This window comes from Curtobacterium sp. 9128 (genome assembly GCF_900086645.1).
Classification (GTDB): domain Bacteria; phylum Actinomycetota; class Actinomycetes; order Actinomycetales; family Microbacteriaceae; genus Curtobacterium.
Window position 1 is genome coordinate 1,141,740 of the sequence record NZ_LT576451.1, and the last position, 21,781, is coordinate 1,163,520.

General features: G+C 73.6%; 7 protein-coding genes. 6 read left to right on the top strand and 1 reads right to left on the bottom strand.

The features are described 5' to 3' along the window. Positions 1 to 496: 496 nt before the first annotated feature. Genes QK288_RS05725 through QK288_RS05740 form a run of 4 tightly spaced genes read left to right on the top strand, consistent with a single transcriptional unit; the run spans position 497 to position 18,550 of the window. Positions 497 to 856 (top strand): hypothetical protein, encoded by a 360-nt coding sequence (locus QK288_RS05725; protein ID WP_281266843.1) that lies wholly within the window; start codon positions 497 to 499, stop codon positions 854 to 856. A 15-nt stretch (positions 857 to 871) separates the two neighbouring features. Further along, entirely contained in the window at positions 872 to 15,595 is a 14,724-nt protein-coding gene (locus QK288_RS05730; RefSeq protein WP_281266844.1) for a hypothetical protein, read from the top strand. Then, positions 15,592 to 16,056 (top strand): hypothetical protein, encoded by a 465-nt coding sequence (locus QK288_RS05735; protein ID WP_281266845.1) that lies wholly within the window; start codon positions 15,592 to 15,594, stop codon positions 16,054 to 16,056. Before QK288_RS05730 ends, QK288_RS05735 begins: the two co-directional genes overlap by 4 nt. Before the next feature lie 4 nt (positions 16,057 to 16,060). Then, positions 16,061 to 18,550, top strand: a complete 2,490-nt coding sequence (locus QK288_RS05740; RefSeq protein ID WP_281266846.1) for a LuxR C-terminal-related transcriptional regulator — start codon at positions 16,061 to 16,063, stop codon at positions 18,548 to 18,550. 203 nt (positions 18,551 to 18,753) lie between these two features. On the opposite strand, the gene QK288_RS05745 is transcribed toward QK288_RS05740, so the two are convergent. After that, positions 18,754 to 19,743 (bottom strand): LacI family DNA-binding transcriptional regulator, encoded by a 990-nt coding sequence (locus QK288_RS05745; RefSeq protein ID WP_281266847.1) that lies wholly within the window; start codon positions 19,741 to 19,743, stop codon positions 18,754 to 18,756. A 167-nt stretch (positions 19,744 to 19,910) separates the two neighbouring features. Between QK288_RS05745 and QK288_RS05750 the strand changes: the two genes are divergently transcribed. After that, positions 19,911 to 20,924, top strand: a complete 1,014-nt coding sequence (locus QK288_RS05750) for a DUF559 domain-containing protein (protein ID WP_281266848.1) — start codon at positions 19,911 to 19,913, stop codon at positions 20,922 to 20,924. A 10-nt stretch (positions 20,925 to 20,934) separates the two neighbouring features. Beyond that, positions 20,935 to 21,738: an NAD(P)-dependent oxidoreductase gene (locus QK288_RS05755; protein ID WP_281266849.1), complete on the top strand. Its 804-nt coding sequence runs from the start codon at positions 20,935 to 20,937 to the stop codon at positions 21,736 to 21,738. Positions 21,739 to 21,781 lie beyond the last annotated feature (43 nt).

The following is a 21,781-nucleotide window of genomic DNA, read 5'->3' on the forward strand; positions in this document are numbered from 1 at the left end:
GTCCGGGGTGGTTCGCTGACAACGTCTGCGCACTCGATCGGGGCCGGGGCAGCGGATGCCAGCTCCGGCAGATGAGTGCGCAGAAGTGGTGACGTCCGGGGTGGAGCGCTCACATCGTCTGCGCACTCGATCCAGTCCGGCACGAGCGGCACGTGCGGCACGTGCGGCACGTCCGGCACGTGCGGCACCCGCAGCCCCCGCCACCGGACGCGATGGGCGACACCTGTCCCCCGAACAGGGTGAACGGCGGGGTGAAAAACCCCCGAACGAGGGGTCCTCGACCTTCGCGCACCCCAAGATCGGAAGTGCTGGCCATTGAGGCGGTCGGCAATCCCTGATCAAACTGACCTGCACGCGTGGACCCGACCACACGAGGGGGTCTCCTCGTCGTGTCCGGAAGGTCACACACGTGCTGCTCGCGTCCCGTTCCCCTCGGCATCGGTCGGAATCCGTCGCGCGTCCCCGGTGGTTCCGCGGGATCGCGTTGGCCCTCGCCGTGCTCATCCCGACCACCGGCGTTGCCCTGGGCACCACCGGGGTGGCGCAGGCGGCCGTGGTGCAGTGGGGGAGCGGGGCCGATCAGTCACCGAACTACCAGGCGACCGTCAACGGCGACTTCACCATGACGGGCAACGGCGTCCTGGCGTGCTCGGGTACCGCGCTCACCGCGACGAGCACGAGCGGCAGCTGCACCGACCTGCACGCGAACAACCCGGGCACGGGCGTCACGACGTCGTACAACGACTACTTCAAGATGACGAACTCGAACACGGTGTCCGGGTTCACCACGAACTCGTCGACCGGCAGCGTGACGATCCCATCCGGTGCCACCGTGACGAAGGCGTACCTCGACTAGAGCGCGAACACGGGCGTGTTCACCGGCTCGGGCAACGTGACCTGCTCGGGGAACTCCGCGAACGGCTCGCAGTGGTACGCCACGCGACCGGACGCCGCGAACGGGTACCGGACGCAGGGCGTGCAGCTCAAGGTCGGCACCGGCGCGATCCGGACCGTGGCGCCCGATGCCCTCCTCGAGGACCCGACGAGCCAGGCGAGCGCGTTGTACTACTCGGCGAGCGCCGACGTGACGAGCGCCTTCGCGAACGCGACGACCGGTTCCGCGCTGAACGTCAGCGCCGGGAACATCTGGGCCGCGGTCGGCGCCGGCTGCTACGCGGGCTGGTCCCTGACGGTCGTGTACGACTACGGCAAGTACATCCCCGGCAACGCCGCGAGCGCCCCGCACAAGGTCATCTACTACCAGGGCCACGTCCGCGAGGCCGCGTCGGACAACCCGCTGACCGTGAACTTCACCGGCTTCTCGGCGCTGCAGTCGGGCGTGAAGTTCGGGTACACGCTGTACGAGGGCGACCGCGGCATCACCGGCGACTACATGCGGTACACCCCGCAGGGCGGCACCGCGACCGAGGTCCTGAACACCAAGGGCGCGAGCGGCAACATCGGTGTCGGGCAGGCGGACGGCTCGGCCAGGTACACGCAGACGAGCGACACCAGCGCGTTCACGAACCAGAGCGTCGACGTGCACACCCAGACGCTCTCCGGTGTCAACAAGGGCGACACGTCGATGACCCTGACGGTCGGGACGAGCGGTGACTCCTACCTGCTGCAGAACGCCGTGCTGTCCGTGCCGACGGCGGCGCTCAGCGTGTCGAAGACCCTCGACGGCTCGACCAACGACCAGTACCGGATCGCCTCGGAGAACACGGCCTACACGATCACGGTGACGAACAACGGGTCGGTCGCCCTGTCGAACATCCGCCTGACGTTCCCCGACACCGAGACGTGCACGCCGTCGTCCACCATCGCCGGACCGTTGGCGTCGGGCGCGACGGCCACGGTCCAGTGCACCGGTCCGCCGCCCACGGCAGCGTCGACCACCAGCTCGGTGACCGCGACCGGCCAGGTCGCGAGCGACACCACGGTGTCCGTGACCGACACCGCCTCCACGAACACGTACCTCTCCGCCCTCGGCCTGACGAAGACGTCCGCCCTGGCGAACGGTGCGACCGGCAAGGCTGGCGACACCGTGAACTACACCTTCACCGCGACGAACACCGGCACCGGCCCGCTGTCCGGCGTCGCGATCACGGACCCGCTCGCCGGGCTCTCCGCGCTGACCTACGGCTCCTGGCCGTCCGGAACTGCGGGGACGCTCGCCGCCGGGCAGTCCGTCACGGCCACCGGCACGTACACGCTGACGCAGAACGACGTCGACGCCGGCACCGTCACGAACACCGCCTCCGTCACGGGCACCGACCCGGACGGCGGCCCCAAGCCCACCGCGACCGCGTCGCGCACGCAGCCGCTCGGCGCCGCGAACGCGCTCACCCTGACGAAGTCCGGTGCGCTGGCATCCGGAGCGACCGGCAAGGCCGGCGACACCGTGAACTGGTCGTTCCGTCTGACGAACTCCGGTGCCCAGACGATCACCGGTGCGACGATCACCGACCAGCTCGCCGGCGTCTCCTCCATCGCGTACGGCACGTGGCCGCAGGGCACGGCCGGGAGGCTCGGGCCGGGTCAGTCCGTCACGGCAACCGCGACCTCGACGCTGACCCAGGCGCAGGTCGATGCCGGTTCGCTGACGAACACGGCCACCGCCGCCGGACGGAGCGCCACCGGCAGCACCGTCACCGCACCGACCGCGACGGCGACCGTGGCGATCCCCGCCGCGAACGCGCTGACGCTCGCCAAGACCGGTGCGATCGCCGCCGGCTCGACCGGCAAGGCCGGCGACGGCGTGACCTGGTCGTTCACGCTGACCAACTCGGGCAACCAGACCGTCACGTCCGCGAGCATCACCGACCGACTCGCCGGGGTGTCGGCGATCACGTTCGGCACCTGGCCGTCCGGCACGAGCGGCACGCTCGCCCCCGGGCAGTCCGTGACCGGGACCGCGACGTACGCGCTGACGCAGACCGACGTCGACGCCGGCAGCGTCGTGAACACCGCTGGTGCGTCCGCGACGGCCGCCACGGGTGGGACCGTCACCGCGACCGACGCGACGGCGACGGTCCGGGTGACCGATGCCTCCAGTCTGACCATCGTCAAGGACGGGAGCCTGGCGTCCGGCGCGACCGGGCGTGCCGGGGACACCGTGAACTGGACGTTCCGGGTGACCAACGGCGGCAACCGCACCCTCACCGGTGTCGCGATCGCCGACCCGCTGGCCGGGCTGTCCGCGGTCTCCTACGGCACCTGGGCGTCGGGGACCACCGGCAAGCTCGCACCGGGGCAGTCCGTCACCGCGACCGCCACGTCGACGCTGACGCAGGCGCAGGTCGACGCCGGGGCGATCACGAACACCGCGACCGCGAACGGCACGAACCCGTCGGGCACGGCCGTGACGAGCGGCCAGACCTCGAAGACGGTCAACGTGGCCGCGGCGCAGAAGATCGCCGTCACGAAGACCGGTTCGCTCGCCTCGGGTGCGACCGGCGGGGTCGGTGACACCGTGAACTGGCAGTTCAGCGCGACGAACACCGGCAACACCACGCTGTACGGGGTCGCGATCGCGGACGGGCTCTCCGGCATCTCGGCGCTGACGTACACGTGGCCAGGGACCAGTGGCCAGCTCGCCCCGAACCAGACGGTGACCGCGACGGCGACGTACAAGCTGACGCAGGCGGACGTGGACGCCGGCAGCGTCGTGAACACCGCGACGGCCTCCGGGAACACCCGCGCCGACGGCACCGGCTCCCCGGCGTCGTCGACGGGCTCCGCCGCGGTCTCCGTGACCCGTGCGCCCGGCATCGCGATCGCGAAGTCCGGGGCGCTCGCCTCGGGCTCGACCGGTGCGGTCGGGGACACCGTGAACTACACGTTCACCGTCCGGAACTCGGGCAACCAGACCCTCACCGGGGTGGCCGTCAGCGACCCGCTGACCGGGCTGTCCTCGCTGACGTACTCGTGGCCTGGTGCCTCCGGCCGCCTGACCCCCGGGCAGTCCGCCACCGCGACGGCGACCTACAAGCTGACCCAGAAGGACGTCGACGCCGGGGTCGTGACGAACACGGCCACCGCGACCGGGACCGCGCCCGACGGCAGCACCGCGACCAACTCCGCATCGGCCCGCACCACGGTGCCGGCGGCGCCCGGGATCGCCGTGTCGAAGACCGGGGCGCTCGCCGCCGGTGCGACGGGCAAGGCCGGTGACACCGTGGACTACACGTTCACGGCGCGGAACACCGGCAACCAGACGCTCACCGGTGTCACCGTGTCCGACGCACTCGCGGGTGTCTCCACGATCGCGTACGGCACGTGGCCCTCCGGCACCGCGGGCACGCTCGCACCGGGGCAGTCCGTCACCGCGACCGCGACGTACACGCTGACCCAGGCGGACGTGGACGCGGGCAGCGTGGTGAACACCGCGCAGTCGACGGGTCGTTCGCCCGCGGGCACGGCCGTCACCGTGTCGTCCCCCTCGACGCTCGTCGTGCCGGCGTCCGGCGCGCTGTCCTTCACGAAGGCGGGCACGGCGCCGGCGGGTGCCGCGGCCGGGTCGACCGTGAGCTGGACCTTCACCGCGCGGAACACCGGCAACGTGACGCTCACCGGCGTCACGATCACCGACCAGCTCGCGGGGCTCTCCGCGATCACGTCCTCGTGGCCGGGGGCCACCGGGCGCCTCGCTCCGGGGCAGACCGTCACCGCGACCGCCACGTCCACGCTGACGCAGACGCAGGTCGACGCGGGCACCGTCCGGAACACCGCGACGATCGCCGGCACGACCCCGTCGAACACCGTCGTGTCCCAGGCCACCGCGGCCAGCGTGTCGATCGACCGCACGGCGTCGATCACCGTCACGAAGACCGGCTCGCTCGCCGCGGGCTCGACCGGGACCGCCGGCGACCGCGCCGACTGGACGCTCCGCATCACGAACACCGGCAACACCACGCTGACGTCCGTCGCCGCGACGGACTCGCTCGCCGGGCTCTCCTCGTTGACCTACACGTGGCCGGGGACCGCCGGGACGCTCGCACCGGGGCAGTCCGCGACCGCGACGGCGTCCGGCACGGTGACCCAGGCGGACATCGACGCCGGCTCGGTGACGAACACCGCGACAGCGTCCGGGTCCGGTCCGTCCGGCACGACGACTGCGACGGCGCAGGGTTCCGGCACGATCCCGCTCGCGGGCTCGCCGGCGCTCGGCTTCACGAAGAGCGTGGCGACGGGCAGCGGGTACACCGGCCGGGCCGGTGACACCCTCGTCTACACCCTCCGGGTGACCAACTCGGGCAACCAGACCCTCACGAACGTCGCGATCACCGACCCGCACGCCGGCCTCGGTGCGATGACGTCCACGTGGCCGGGCACTGCGGGTCGCCTCGCGCCGGGACAGTCGGCCACCGCGTCGGCGTCGTACACGCTGACGCAGGCGGACGTCGACGCGGGCACCGTCGCGAACCGGGCGACGGCCTCGGCGACGACGCCCTCCGGCACCGCCGTGACGACGCCCGCATCGGCATCGGCGGCGATCACCGCGGCGCCCGGCATCGCGGTCGCGAAGAGCGCCGTCGTCGGCGGGACCGGCCGGGCCGGCGACACCGTGACGTACCGCTTCGACGTGTCGAACACCGGTACCACGACCCTGACCGGCGTCGGCGTCAGCGACCCGCTGTCCGGGCTCTCGACGATCTCGTACGGCACGTGGCCCTCCGGCACCTCCGGCACGCTCGCGCCGGGACAGACCGTCCGCGGTACCGCGACGTACACGATCACCCAGGCGGACATCGACGCCGGCAGCATCGTCAACACCGCGACCACGACGGGCACGACTCCGGGCGGCTCCGCCGTGCGCGGCACCGGTTCGACGACCGTGACGCCGGCCGGTGGTGCGCCCGCGATCGACCTGGCCAAGACCGAGCGGCTCGGCACGACCGCCACCGGTGTCGCGGGTGACACCGTGCGCCTCGGCTACACGATCACGAACTCCGGCAACCAGACCCTGACGAACATCAGCCTCACCGACGCGCAGTCCGGGATCTCCGCGTTCACCTACGGCGCATGGCCCTCCGGCACCGCCGGACGGCTCGCCCCCGGGCAGTCGGTCACCGTCACCGCGACGTACGCGCTGACCCAGGCGGACGTCGACGCCGGCACGATCTCGAGCACGGCGACGACGACGGGTGTCTCGCCGGGCGGGACGACCGTCCGCGACACGGACACCGGCTCCGTCAGCACCAACCGCTCGCCCGCGGTCGCCCTCACCGAGAGCGGCACCGTCACGAGCGGCACCGGCGGCGTCGGGTCCGTCGTGACCTGGACGTACCGCGCGACGAACACCGGCACCGTGACCCTGTCCGTGCCGGAGATCGTGCATGCCCTCGGCGGCACCGTCACCTACGCCTGGCCCAACGCGCCGAACACCCTCGCCCCAGGACAGTCCGTCACCGCGACGACCACCTCCACCATCACGCAGGACGACGTCGACGCCGGATCCCTCGTCGACTCGTCGTCCGTCACCGGGACCGCCCCCACGGGCGTCGACCCCGCGACCGTCACCGCGACGGCGTCGGCCACCGTGACGACGAACGACGCCGCCCCCGGCCTGACCGTCACGAAGGCCGAGACCTTCGCCGCGGACGGCTCGACCACCCGCGCGGCCGTCGCCGGCGACCAGGTCGACATGCGCTACCGCATCACGAACTCGGGCAACGTCACGCTGACCATCGTCGGCGTGCAGGACGCCCAGCGCGGCATCTCGAGCGTCGTCTTCGCCGACGGCGACACCACGATCACGCTCGCTCCCGGCCGGAGCGCCACCGCCACGGCCAGCTACACGCTGAGCCAGTCCGACGTCGACGCGGGCGGCATCAGCTCCGTCGCGACGGCCTTCGGCACGACCCCCGCCGGCACCCGGGTCACCGCGACCGCGAGCGCCGGGGTCACGATCACCCCGACCCCGGCCGTGTCCCTGACGAAGACCGCGCGCTACGACGTCGGCTCGGACGGGGCCGTGCAGAGCGGGAAGGTCGGCGACACCGTCGTCTTCTCGTTCCTCGCGACGAACACCGGCACGGTCACGCTCGACGGGATCGCGCTCCGCGACCAGCTCGTCGGCCTCGCCTCGGCGACCCCGGTCACCGGCACGCCGACCCTGACGAACGTCGAGTGGTCCGGCGGTTCGGCCGGATCGCTCGCCCCGGGGGAGCGCGTCCGCGCCGTCGCCCGGTACACCGTCACCCAGGCCGACGTCGACGCCGGCTCGATCACGAACGCGGCGACGATCAGCGCCACCACGCCGACGGGCACCACCACGTCCGGCGACGCCACCGTCACGATCGCGACCGACGCCGACAACACGGCGGCGATCGGCATCGTCAAGACCGCGACGGTCCCCGGTACCGGCACGCCGAAGCCCGGCGACCCGGTGGACCTCGGCTACACCGTGACGAACACCGGCGACTTCACGCTGACCGGCGTGACGATCCGGGATGCCGGTGCGAACGGCGACGGCATCACGATCGGGACCTGGCCCTCCGGCACCGCCGGGCGCCTGACGCCCGGACAGACCGTCACCGCGACCGCCGTGCACACGTTGACCCAGGCGGACATCGACGCCGGCTTCGTCTCGAGCCCCGCGACCACCACGGGGACGCCAGCGAGCGGCGCAGCGGTCACGGCGACGAGCTACCGCACGGTGCCGATCACGCAGGTCAACACGTTCTCCTTCAGCAAGACGGGCGTCCCGACGGGCAGCGGTGCCGGCGCGGGCGACGAGCTCCGCTTCACGCTGACCGCCGCGAACACCGGCAACACGACGCTCGACCTGCTCCAGATGACCGACCAGCTGCAGGGCGTCGGCGTCCTGTCGTACACCTGGCCGGACCCGTCGAAGCCCGGGACGGTCCTCCCCGGGCAGCAGGCGACGGCGACCGCGGCGTACACGGTCAGCCAGGCGGACGTCGACGCCGGCAGCGTCGTGAACACCGCAAACGCGGTCGCCAGCCCGCCGACCGGAGCCGCGATCACGAAGACCGCAGCGTCGACCACCGCGACCGACGCACCAGCGCCGACGATCACGCTCGACAAGACCGAGGCGCTGACCGACGGGTCGGTCGGTGTCGCCGGGGACATCGTGCGGTTCGGCTACACCGTCACGAACACCGGGAAGACCACGCTGACCGGCGTCGGCCTGACCGACGAGCAGCAGGGCCTGTCCGGTGTCGCGTTCGGCGCGTGGCCGTCCGGCACCACCGGCACGCTCGCGCCGGGGCAGTCCGTCACGGCGACGGCGACGTACCGGCTCACGCAGGCCGACGTCGACCGCGCGGCGGCGGACACCGACGACCACGTGTCGCTCTCGAGTGCCGCGACGACGACCGCCACCGACCGGCGCACCGGTGCGCCGGTGAGCGCCACGTCCGACGGCCGGGTCGTGCTCGACCCGTCGAGCTCGGTCGCCACCAGGAAGACCGCGGCGACGGTCGGCGGCGGCGACATCCGCGCCGTGCAGGTCGGCGACGTCGTCCGGTACACCGTCACCGCGACGAACACCGGACAGACGACGCTCACCGCCGTCGCCGTCGCCGACCCGATCGCCGGGCTCGGTACCCCGACCACCACCTGGCCGAACACCACCGCGGGCACGCTCGCACCCGGGCAGGCCGTCGTCGTCACCGCGGACCGCACGGTCACGCAGGACGACGTCGACGCCGGGTCGATCGCGAACACGGCCACGACGACCGCGTCCACGCCCGCCGGCACCAGCGTGTCCGGCAGCGGCACCCGGACCGTCGTCACGACGAGCGGCGCCCCCGGCATCCGCATCGTGAAGGGCGAGCGACTGACCGACGGCGCCACCGGGGTGGCCGGCGACCTCGTCGACATGACCTTCACCGTGACGAACACCGGCGACGTGACCCTCACCGGCGTCGGGGTCAGCGACTCGCAGCAGGGTGTCTCCGGCGTCCGCTTCGACGCCTGGCCGTCCACGACCGGGCGACTCGCCCCCGGGCAGTCCGTCGTCGCCCACGCCACGTACACGCTCACGCAGGCCGACGTCGACCGTGGCTCGGTCTCGAGCACGGCGATCACGACGGGCACGCCGCCGCGGGGTGCCGCCGTGTCCGACTCCGACGACGGCAGCGCGACCGTCGCACCGCGCGGGTCGATCACCGTCGACAAGACCGCGACCCTCGCCGGGGCGACCGGCGCGGTCGGCGACACCGTCCGGTACGGCTTCCGCGTCGAGAACACCGGCAACGTCACGCTCACGGGCGTCGGCATCGACGACGTCCTGAGCGGGCTGTCCGCCGTGACGATCGCCGACTGGCCGTCCACGACCGGCCGACTCGCACCGGGACAGGTCGTCACCGGCACCGCGACGTACCGGGTCACCCAGGCCGACGTCGACGCGGGGAGCGTCGCGAACGACGCCACCGCGTCCGGCACCACGCCAGCCGGCGACACCGTCACCGCGAGCGACGCGGCCACCGTGCCGCTCGCCGCAGCAGCGCCGGGGATCCGGATCGACAAGACCGAGCGGCTCGCCGACGGGGCAGCCGGCGTCGCGGGCGACACCGTCCGGCTCGGCTTCACGGTCACCAACACCGGCACGGCGACACTGTCCGGTGTCACGCTGACCGACGCACAGCCCGGGCTGTCCGACATCGCGTTCGGCAGCTGGCCGTCCGCGGTCGGGACCCTCGCCCCTGGACAGTCCGTCACCGCGACGGCGACCGTCACGCTGACGCAGGCGGACGTCGACCGCGGTTCCGTCGCCAGCACCGCCGAGACCACGGGGACCGCCCCTCGTGGCACCACCGTGTCCGACACCGCCCGTGGCAGTGTCGCGCTGACGGCCCCGACGGGCGTCTCGGTCCAGAAGCAGGCGGCGTACCTCGGTGGCGGCACGGGCCGGGTCGGTGACGTCGTGGGGTACACGTTCACGATCACGAACACCGGACAGGTCACGCTGACCGCGAGCCGGGTCGCCGACGAGCTCGTCGGCCTCGGCCCGGTCACGGTCGCCGACGGTCCGAACGGCGACGGCACGCTCGCGCCCGGGCAGACGCTGACCGCGAAGGCCACCTACACCGTGACCCAGTCGGACGTCGACGCCGGGTCCGTCGTGAACCGTGCGACGGTCACCGCGACGCCGGCCCGCGGCGACGACGTCACCGCGTCCGACAGTGCAACGATCCGCACGTCCGACGGCGCACCGGCGATCGCACTCACCAAGACCGAGGAGCGCACCGGCACCGGGACGCCGACGGTCGGCGACACCGTGCGCCTCGGCTACACGATCACGAACACCGGCAACCAGACCCTCACCGGCATCGGGGTCGCCGACGAGCAGCAGGGTGTCGGCACCGTCGCCTACGGCGCCTGGCCCGGTGCGTCCGGTCGCCTCGCCCCCGGCGAGTCCGTCACCGCGACGACGACCTACGCCCTCACCCAGGCGGACATCGACGCCGGTCGCGTCGCGAGTGCCGCCACCGCCACCGGGTCCGCCCCGACGGGAGGCTCGGTGCGCGCCACCGACACCGCCGGCGTCGACCTCGTGGCGGCTCCAGGGCTCCGGGTCACCAAGGCGGGTCGGCTCGCGCCCGGTGCCACCGGCGCTGCCGGCGAGGGTATCCGCTGGACCTTCACCATCGCCAACACGGGCAACGTCACGCTGACGGGCGTCTCCGTCGCGGACGGCCTCGCCGGGATCTCCGACCCGACCGTCGGCACCTGGCCCGGCGCGACCGGTGTCCTGGCGCCGGGGCAGACCGTCACGGCGACCGCGGCGTCGACGATCGCACAGTCCGACGTCGATGCCGGGTCCGTCACGAACTCCGCGACCGTCTCCGGCACCGCGCCGGACGGCTCCGTCGTGGACGACTCCGACACCGCGACGGTGCAGACGGCAGCGTCCGGCCCGCGGATCGGCGTCGTGAAGTCGGCGACCCTCGCGGACGGTGCCACCGGTGCCGCCGGTGACCGGGTCGAGTACCGGTACACGATCACGAACTCCGGCAACGTCACCCTCACCGGGGTGACCGCGGCGGACGACCAGGACGACGTCTCCGCGATCGCCTACGGCACCTGGCCGGGCACCGCCGGACGCCTCGCGCCCGGGCAGACCGTGACGGCGACCGCCTCGCACGTGCTGACGCAGGCCGAGGTGGACCGCGGCTCCCTGACGAGCACCGTGACCGCGACCGGGAACCCGCCATCGGGTGACCGTGCCAGCGCCACCGACGCCGCGACCGTCGTGATCGTCCCCGACGCCGCGCTGGCGTTCTCGAAGTCCGCCGCGTACACCGACGGTGGCATCGGCCGCGTCGGCGACACCGTCCGCTACACGCTCACGGCGACGAACACCGGCACCGTCACGCTCTCCGGCGTGACGCTGTCCGACCGCCTCGCCGGGCTGTCCGCGATCGACGCGGACTGGCCGGGCACCGCTGGCACCCTCGCGCCGTCGCAGACCGTGACGGCGACGGCGGAGTACACGGTCACCCAGGCCGACGTCGACGCCGGCAGCATCGTGAACGCCGCCAGCGCGACCGGCAACCCGCCGGCCGGGGCACCGGTCACGGGCGCGGACAGCACCACGGTGCGCACCGCGGACCCGGCCGACGGCATCGCGCTGGTCAAGGACGAGCGGGTGACGAGCGGCACGGGCGTGGCCGGCGACGCCGTCACGTTCACCTTCACGATCGCGAACACCGGCAACCGGACCCTCGACGGCGTCACGCTCGACGACGACCAGGCCCGCCTCGGCACCGTGACCTTCGGCCCGTGGCCGGCACGCGCAGGACAGCTCGCACCCGGGCAGTCGGTCACCGCCACGGCGACGTACGTGCTGACCCAGGCCGACGTCGACCGCGGCTCGATCGAGAGCACGGCGACCACGACCGCGACGACCCCGGCCGGGGACGTCGTGCGCGACACCGCGACGGGTGGGGTCGACACTGTCCGCGCCGGCTCGTGGACGATCGACAAGCGCGGCGCGCTCGCCGACGGCGCCCGGGGCGTCCTCGGCGACCGGATCGACTGGACCTACCGCGTCACGAACACCGGCACGGTCACGCTGACCGACGTCGACGTCACGGACACGCTGCCAGGCGTCTCCGACCCGACGGTGTCCGCGTGGCCGAACGGCACCGCCGGCACCCTGCTGCCCGGACAGTCCGTCACCGCCACCGCACGCTCGACCGTCACGCAGACCGACGTCGACGCGGGCAGCGTGGTCAACCGTGCGACCGCGACGGCGGCGACACCGGACGGCGTCACGGACCCCGGCGCGCAGGACGACAGCGCCACCGTCGTGCTCCGCTCCGCCGAGCAGCGCATCGCCGTCACGAAGACCGCGCGCCTCGCGGACGGCTCCACCGGTGCCGCCGGCGACACCGTCGAGTTCGGCTACGTCGTGACGAACACCGGCACCGCGACGCTCTCCGGGGTCACCGTGACCGACGACCGCGTCGGTGTCTCGACCATCAGGGTCGACTGGCCGGGACGCACCGGGGTCCTGGCACCAGGGGAGTCCGCACGGGCAGTGGCGTCCACCGCGCTCACGCAGGCCGACGTCGATGCCGGGAGCCAGGCCTCCCGTGCGACCGCGACCGGGACCGGACTCGGCGGCGGGACCGTCACCGCGTCCGACTCGGCCGCCGTGACCATCGCACCGAAGCCCGCGATCGCGCTGTCCGAGCAGGGCGCCCTGGCACCGGGCGCGACCGGCGCCGTGGGCGACACCGTGCAGTGGACGTTCACCGTGACGAACACCGGTACCGTGACGCTCGACCAGGCAGCGCTCCGCGCGCAGCTCGGCGACGTGGCGTTCGGGCCGTGGCCGGGGGCCGACGGGGTGCTCGCACCGGGGCAGGTCGTCACCGCCACCGCCACGTCGACGATCACGCAGGCCGACTTCGACCGCGGCAGCGTCGCCAACCCGGCGACCGTCACGGCGACGGCGCCCGACGGCCAGGCCGCGACCGCCGACGCCTCCGCGACCGTGGCGACCGGTCCCGCCGATGCCCGCATCGGCATCACGAAGACCGCGGCGCTGCCGGACGGCGACACCGCGCCGCGGGCCGGCGACGTCGTGACGTTCACGTACCGCGTGACGAACACCGGCACCTCGACGCTGGACGGCGTCGCGGTCACCGACGCGCAGGACGGCGTCGGCACCGTGTCGTACGACTGGCCGGGTGCCGCCGGGGTCCTCGCTCCGGGGCAGACCGTCACGGCGACCGCGACGGTCGCGCTCACCCAGCGGGACGTCGACCGCGGGTCCCTCGGCAGCGCGGCGACCGCCACGGGCACCCCGCCGACCGGGCCGTCCGTCGAGGCGACCGCCGACGCGACCGTGGTGCTGCCCGGAGCGCCGTCGCTCGCGGTGACCAAGTCCGGCGCGCTCCGCGACGGCGCCACCGGATCGGTCGGTGACACGGTCGACTACACCGTCACCGTGCGGAACGCCGGGACCACGACGCTCCACGACGTCGCGGCGACCGACCCGCTGCCGGGGCTCGGCGCGCTGCGCTTCGCCGACTCGTTCGACGGCACGCTCGCACCGGGTGCCGCCGCCACGGCGACCGCCGCGTACACGGTGACCCAGGACGACATCGACGCCGGCAGCGTGCTGAACACCGCGACCGCCACGGCGAACCCGCCGACGGGTGGGCCGGTGACGGCCTCCGGTTCGGCGACCGTCGGACTCGCTGCCGCCGCCGCCGGGATCACCATCGACAAGACCCAGCAGCTCGCCGACGGGGCCGCCGGTCGAGCAGGCGACCGGGTGGCGTACACGTTCAGCGTCACGAACACCGGCACGGCGACGCTCTCCGGTGTCACGGTCGCCGACGGCCAGCAGGGGCTCGGCGCGATTAGCGTGCAGTGGCCGGGTGCGTCCGGGGTGCTCCGCCCCGGGCAGTCCGCGACGGCGACGGCGACCTACACGCTGACGCAGGCGGACGTCGACCGCGGGCGGATCGCGTCCACGGCGACGACCTCGGGCACGAGCGCCGCCGGGGCGACCGTGCGGGCGTCCGACGACGGCGCCACGACGATCTCCGGGACCCCGGGGCTGTCCGTGGTGAAGTCGGGGACCCTCGCGGGCAGTGGCACCGCCGGCAGCACCGTCCGGTGGACGATCGACGTGCGGAACTCCGGCGCGGTGACCCTCACCGACGTCGCCGTCACGGACGACCTCGCAGGGTTCGCCACGACGGGCACGACCTGGCCGGGTGGCGCGGGTGTCCTCGCACCCGGGCAGACCGTCCGGATCACCGGGACCTCGGTCCTCACGCAGGCCGACGTCGACGCGGGCGGGGTCGTGAACACCGCGCGCGCCACGGGCACCGGGCCGGACGGGACCTCGGCTTCGGCCGGCGGGTCCGCCACCGTGCCGACGCCGAGCGCCACGCCGGGCATCACGATCGTGAAGACCGCACAGCTCGCACCCGGGGCCACCGGCGTCGCGGGTGACACCGTGCGCTTCCACTACGTCGTGACGAACGGCGGGGACCAGACCCTGTACGGCGTCTCGGTCCGCGACGCCCAGGCCGGCGTCTCCGCGATCACCTACCAGTGGCCGGGCACCAGCGGCGTGCTGACGCCCGGGCAGTCCGTCACGGCGGACGCCACGTACGTACTGACGCAGGCCGACGTTGACGCGGGTCTCGTGACCTCGCCCGCGACGGCCACCGGGTACGCCCCGGACGGCGTGCCGGTGAACGACTCGTCGAACGCCGGGATCAGCCTGCCGACGGCGCCACACCTGACGCTCGTGAAGACCGGCGAACTGTCGGGGAGCGGCGCGGTCGGCGACACCGTGGACTACACGTTCCGCGTCACGAACGACGGCAACGCGATCCTGACGGACGTCGGACTCGACGACCCGATGGCCGGGCTCTCCGGCGTCACGTGGACGTGGCCGGGGACCCCCGGACGACTCGACATCGGCCAGACCGCCACCGGTACCGCGAGGTACACGGTCACCCAGGCCGACGTCGACGCCGGCACGGTCGTGAACACCGCGACCGCGTCCGGCTCGGGCCCGACCGGCGTCGTCGTCGTGAGTGACCCGTCCGGTGCCACGGTGCCGGTCGGGGACGCCGGAGCGGTCGGCGACCTGACGATCACGAAGACCGTGCAGTACGCCGAGGGCACCGACGGCACCGTCGGACAGCAGCTGCAGTACGGCTTCACGCTCGTGAACACCGGCACCGTGACGCTGCACGACGTGCACGTCGACGACCGGCTTCCCGGGCTCGGCACCGTCGTCTACGGCCAGTGGCCCGGGACGCCCGGCGTGCTCGAGCCGGGGGAGCGCGTCACCGCGACCGCCGCCTACACGGTCGGACAGTCCGACGGCGCCGCGGGTACGGTTGTCAACAGCGCGACGGCGATCGGGACGCCGCCACCCGGGGCCCTGCCCGGTGACGACCCGGTCGTGTCCGCGCCCGACAGCGTCCGGATCACCACCCGTCCCGCTGCGGGGGTCCCTGCCCTCGCGTTCACCGGGGCGGACGCCGCCCCGGCGCTGGCCGCAGCCGCCCTGATGGTGCTGCTCGGCCTCGCACTGGCGGTCGTCGGGAACCGCCGCCGCTCCAGGAAGGAACACCGATGACCCTGCGCCCCACGCGCTCCGTCTCCGTCCGACTGCTCGCCCTCGTCGGGGTCGCCGCACTGGGACTCGGCCTCGCCGGGTGCTCCGGTGACGCCCCGGACGGCAAGGCGTCCGCGTCCGCGTCGGCGTCCGCCACCGAGCAGCCGGCGATCACCGAGGTGCAGACCCCTGCAGGCGGCGACGGCGACTACGTCGGCGCGGTCAAGGACGTCCAGGTCACCTCGTGCAAGCGTGACGGGTCGTCGTGGTCCGTGAAGGGAACGGCCGAGAACCCCGAGGACAGTGCGCAGAGCTACCGCGTCTACGTCTCGCTCCTGAAGGGCGCGTCGGACACCCGGGCCGTCAAGGAGGTCGACGTCGACGGCGTGGACGCCAAGGCCTCGAAGGACTGGGACACCACCATCGACACGTCCGAGAGCGGTCTGTCGTGCGTCCTCCGCGTGGAGCGGTTCGCCGCCTGACGCAGTGACCCCGCTCCCGCGCCCGCAGATCGGCACGACCGGACCGGTGGTCCGGCGTGCCGACGCGCCCGTCGTGCACCGGCCCCGTCTCGTCGACCGCGTCGAGCGCGCGCTCGACGACGGGTGCCCGGTCGTCGTCGAGGGGCCGCCGCGCGCCGGGGTCACGACACTCGTCGAGGACTGGGCCGACCGGACACGACGCACGGTGGTGGTCGTCTCGGCCGGCGCGGGCGACGAGGCGGTCACGTCCGCGGTGGCGGTCGCCGCCGCCGGTGACCCGGACGGGAGGCACGCCCTCCTCGTCGACGACGCGCACCTCCTCGGGGCGGCCGGCTCCCGTGCCGTGGTCGAGTTCGCCGCACACGGTGCGCTGGTGCTGGCGGGCAGGGTCCCCGGGCCCGACGGGATCGACGACCCGGTCCGGATCGGGCCGGGCGACCTCGCCCTCGACGCCGCGGAGACCGCCACCCTGGTCGGCCGTGCGGTCGGCGTCGTCGTGGCACCCGCGGTCGTCGCACGGGCGACGGAGTCCGCGGCGGGCAACGCCGGCGTGCTGGCCGCCGCGAGCGGGCTCCTCGCCGCCGAGGACCGTCCGCCCGTCGACGTGTCCGCCAGGTTCCGCCGAGCCACCGACCGTGCAGCAGCGGAATGGGTCGAGGCGACGCTCGACGACCCGGGGCTCCGGGACTTCGCCGAACGTGCCGCGACCGCCGCGCACGCCCCGGCCGACCTCGTCCGGCACCTGACCGGCGTGACCGACCTCGTCGCGCCGTACCGAGCCGCTGTCGCTGCTGGGCTCGGCGCCGCCGGGTTCGGCGCCGCCGGGTTCGGCGGCGTCGACCAGACCGATGCGTTCACGTGGCACCCCGCGGTCGCCGCCGCACTCCGGCGTGCCGCCGCCCGTCGTGACCCCGAGGGGGTCAGGGCCCGCGCCGAGCAGGCGGTGGCGTGGTCGCTCGAGCACGAGGCGACCGTCCCGGCGATCGACGCCGCCGTGCAGCTCGGCGACCTCGACGTCCTCTCCGAGGTCCTCGTCCGCAACTGGACCCGCATCACCGGACCGGGAGCACCGGCGATCGCCCGCATCCTCGACCCGATCCAGCCGCGCCGAGCAGCCGACCACCCGGTGGTCCTCGCCGCGATCGCCCGGGCAGAGGCGGCCGCCGACCGGCACCACGCACGGGCGTCCCGCGTGAACGCCGCCGTGCTGCCAGCGATCGCCGCGCGGACGTCCGGCCTCCCTGCCCACGAGCTGCCGTTCCTCGCCGCCGTCGACGCCCAGGCGCGACGCATCGCCGGCGACGACCGTGGCGCCCGTCGCGCCGCGGCGACCGTGGGCCGGGCCCTCGCCGTGCTCGACGGTGACGCGCGCACGGAACTGGCACCGCGCCTCCCCTACGTCCTGCAGCAGGTCGCCGCGACCGCGCTGATGGACGGGGACACCGAGGGCGCCCTGGCGACGCTCGCCGGCATCGAGCCGGCGTGGGGGCCGGACGGACCGCTGCAGCAAGCCGCCGTCGACGGGCTCACCGCGTTCGTGCACGCCCTCGCCGGGGAGGTCGACGTCGCGCGACGCCTGCTCGAGGCCGGCGATGCGCTCGACGTGCCCACCGGGGTCCTGGCAAGCGCCGTCGTCGCGCTCGAGGACGGCGACCCCGACCGTGTCACCGGGCTGCTGCGGCGCATCGATCCACTCTTCGGCGCGTTCGAGCACTGGCCGATCGTGCTCGCGCTGCGTGCAAGGGCGACGACCATCTCGGGACGGGTGCCACCGGCGGACCAGCTCGCGATGCACGACGCCGAGGTGCAGCGCTTCCGGCTCCGGAGCGCGGCGACCGGGGTCGCGGCGCGGTTGCTCGCCCGCTCCCGGATCCGCCTGCAGCTCGCGGCGGGGCAGTTGCGGCACGCGGAGCGCTCCCTGGACGCGCTCGGGCCGGTGCGGGCGTGGACGGCGGCGGAGCACGTGGCGCTCGCGCTCGCCCGTGACGAACCGGACCGGGCGCTGCGCGTCGTCACCGCGGTGTCGGTGCGGTCCGGGTACGAGGCCAGGACGTCTGCGGTGCTCGTCCTCTTCCGTGCCGTCGCACTCCGGCGGACCGGCGACGTGCTCGGTGCCGTGGCGTCCTTCCGCGAGGCGCTCGACCTGTTCGAGCGGCACGGCATGCGCGGCGAGCTCCTGACGCCGCCGCGGGACGACGTCCTGCAGCTCGTCGAGGCCGCGGACGACCAGCGTGGGCGCGCCTACCTGGAGCCGTTGCTCGGGCTCAGGTCGGTGATGCCGGGACCGGACATCGCCGTGACGCTGTCGGGGCGTGAGTCGGTCGTGCTCGGGCTGCTGGCGGAGCCGCTCAGCCTGCCGGAGGTCGCGGCGGAGCTGCACGTGTCGGTGAACACCGTGAAGACCCAGGTCAGGAGCGTGTACCGGAAGCTCGGGGTCTCCGGCCGTCGCGAGGCCGTCGAGCAGGCGCACGGCCTCGGGCTCCTCGGTCGCTGAGGGCAGCGCCCCGTGTCGTGCCGCGCTCGTCGTGCCGCGCGTACCGTGCCGCGCGCCCCGCCCCGACTGGTCGCGACACCCCGCCGGCGTCTCGTCCAGTGGTCGCAACCCGTCGGAGCAGGCGACGCGCGCCGACCGATGGTGACCACTCGGCGGAGGTGAGCGGGGTGTCGTGACCGGGGGAGCCTCCAGGGCGCCGCGCGTCAGCGCTCGGCGGTGGTGCGGCGGGCGACCAGGCGGGGCTCCACCAGCAGTTCCGTCGCGGCGAGCGACGGGTCGGCGATGCGTGCGAGCAGGCGTTCGCCGGCGCCTCGGCCGATCTCGACACTGCGGTCGTCGATGCTCGTCAGGCCGACGTACCGCGTCGCGGCGACCGGGGTGTCGTCGTAGCCGATGACGGAGACGTCCTCGGGGACCCGGAGTCCGCGCTGGGCGAGGGAGGACATCGCGCCGAGCGCCATCACGTCGTTCGCGCCGAAGACCGCCGTCACGTCGGGGTGCTCGTCGAACAGCGCGGTGGCGGCACGGAAGCCGGCGTCCTCGGTGAGTTCCTCCGGCAGGGTCGACACGTGCACGGTTGCCGCCTCGCCGACACCGTCGCGGAACCCGGCGAGGCGTTCGGTCGCGGCCGCTGAACGGGCGCCCACGAACCCGAGTCGGGTGTGCCCGAGGCCGATGAGGTGTTCGGCGGCCATCCGTCCGCCCGCACGGTCGTCGTTCGCCACGGTGTCCGCGCGGGGGATCGAGACCCGGCCGCCGGCGATGACGAGCGGGGTCGAGGCGGGGATCGCGAGGTCGGTGTCCGGTTCGCCGGCGATGACGATGCCCTCGACCCGCATGGAGAGGAACCCCTCCACCGGTGAGGCGTCGAGTCCGGTGTTGAGGAACCGGTCGGCGACGACGAGGCGGTGCCCCTGGTCCTGCAGCGACTCGCGGAGCCCGGTGAGCAGGTCCACGAACCACTGGTTGCGGAAGTCGTCGAGCACGACGCCGACGGTGCGGCTGCGGGTACCGGCGAGCGACACGGCGGCGGTGGAGGGACGGTAGTCGAGCTCCTGGATCGCCTTGAGCACGGCGGCCCGTCGTCCGTCGCTCACCCGAGGGGAGCGCTGCAGCACGAGCGAGACGAGCGACTTCGACACCCCCGCCCGGGCAGCGACGTCGTAGATCGTCGCGGGTTTCGCGTCTCCCATAGTCAGCATCGACCTCCGGCTTGCGTCCTTGCGATCGTATCGGTGTCGCGCGCGCTCGCGCGCTCCCGCGCGCGCTCGGCGCTCCCCGCGCCCCGAGTGGCGGGATCGAGGGAACAGAAATCGTCGAGTCGGCATCCACCACCCGACGATTTCTGTTCCCTCGATCCGTGGGGAGCGTGCGCTGGGTGGGTGGCGAGTTCTCCACACGGGAGGCTCGGCGCCGGTTCTCCACGGAGTCGCACCTCCGGCGGATGCTGCGTCCGGAGCTGCGCACCGGTGGCGGGATGCGCCCACGACCGCTTCCACCATCGCTCCGTACGCGGTCGTTCGACGTGCACGCCGCCGACCGTGCGGGGGTGTCGCGCGAACGACTCCGCCGACTCGACCTCGAACGTCCGACCCGCTCCGTCCGGTGGCACAGCGCTGCTCCGCCGCAGGGTGTCGAACGCATCAGGGCGTTCCGCCCCGTGCTCCTGCGAGGACAGTTCGTCAGTCACGTCTCGGCCGCAGCGTTGTGGGAGCTCCCGCTTCCACGCGGCCTCGACGATCGCGTCCACATCAGCAGCATCCGACCGGCGGGGCAGATGCGGCGAAGCGGGGTCGTCGGGCACCGCGCCACTCCCGAACGAGCACAGGTCCGGCAGCGGTGGGGCATGCCGTCCAGCACTCCGGCCTCGTGCTGGGTCGAGTGCGGATCGTTGCTCGGCCTGGACGACCTCGTGGCCCTCGGCGACGCGATCGTCACGGAACCCCGGTGCGCGACGACAGCAGCGGAACTGCGACGGGTGCTCGCGCTGCACGGGTCCTGTCGCGGCGCGCAACGGCTCCGTGCGGCGCTCGAGCTCATCCGGGTCGGACCCAGTTCACCGCAAGAGACCCGGTGCCGCCTGCTCATCGTCCGGGCCGGGCTTCCGGAACCCGACCTGCAGGTCGACGTCTTCGACGAACGCGGGTACTTCGTCGCGCGCGTCGACATGGCGTACCCGGAGCGGCGCATCGCGATCGAGTACGAGGGAGACCACCACCGCACTGACCCAGGGCAGTGGGCGGCGGACATCCGCCGGTACCGGGAGCTCGAACGGTTGGGCTGGACGGTGCTGCGCTGGACGAAGTCCGACCTGACCGTGCACGGGTCGGCGATCCTGGCGCACCTCGCCGCACTGCTGGGCAGGCGAGGGTAGCGTCCGATGCATGGCGACGCTGCTCATCACCGGGGCCGCAGGCAGGATCGGTTCGAGTCTCCGTCCTCGCCTGCGTGCTGCTGGTCACGACCTCGTGCTCCTCGACGAACGGGTCCCCGTCGACGCGGTCGTCGACGGGGAGCGGTTCGTGCCGGGGTCGGTCAACGACGAGGACGCACTCGAGAACGCGCTCGTCGGCGTGGACACGGTCGTGCACCTCGCCGGGATACCCACCGAGGCCGACTGGGACGCACTGGTCGCAGCGAACCTCACCGGCACGAAGAACGTCCTCGAGCGGGCAGCGGCGAACGGCGTCCTGCGAGTCGTGCAGGCGAGTTCGATCCACGCCGTCGGCCGGGTCTCCGAGGACGTGCCCGCCGCAAGCGTGCCCGGTGACCGAGTCCCACGGCCGGATTCGTTCTACGGCGTGACGAAGGCCGGGATGGAACTCCTCGGCAGTCTGTTCGCCGACCGGCACGGGATGTCGATCGTCTCCGCGCGGATCGGTGCGTTCGGGGAGCAGCCCTCGTCGCGACGGGCGCTGCTCATGTGGACCTCGCCCGATGACCTCGTCCGGCTCGTCCTCGCGACCGTCGACCTCACCGAGCCTGGGCACCACGTCGTCTGGGCGCTGTCGAGGAATTCGGGATCTCCGGCAGACCTCGGCGCGGGGGAGGCCATCGGCTTCCACCCGCTCGACGACGCGGGCGCCGTGCTCGACGCCGACGCGATCGACGATCTCCCAGACGAAGACGCCCGGTGGCTCGGCGGTTCCTTGGCGACCACCCCGCTCGGCCGCCGCCCCCACTCCTGACCCGCCCGCGCGCTCCCGCCGCGCCCCCGCCGCGCCCCCCGAG

Bases quoted from the DNA above. Each gene is read 5' to 3' on its own strand.
- QK288_RS05735 (WP_281266845.1), top strand. From the start codon at position 15,592: ATGACCCTGCGCCCCACGCGCTCCGTCTCCGTCCGACTGCTCGCCCTC.
- QK288_RS05745 (WP_281266847.1), bottom strand. From the start codon at position 19,743: ATGGGAGACGCGAAACCCGCGACGATCTACGACGTCGCTGCCCGGGCG.
- QK288_RS05755 (WP_281266849.1), top strand. From the start codon at position 20,935: ATGGCGACGCTGCTCATCACCGGGGCCGCAGGCAGGATCGGTTCGAGT.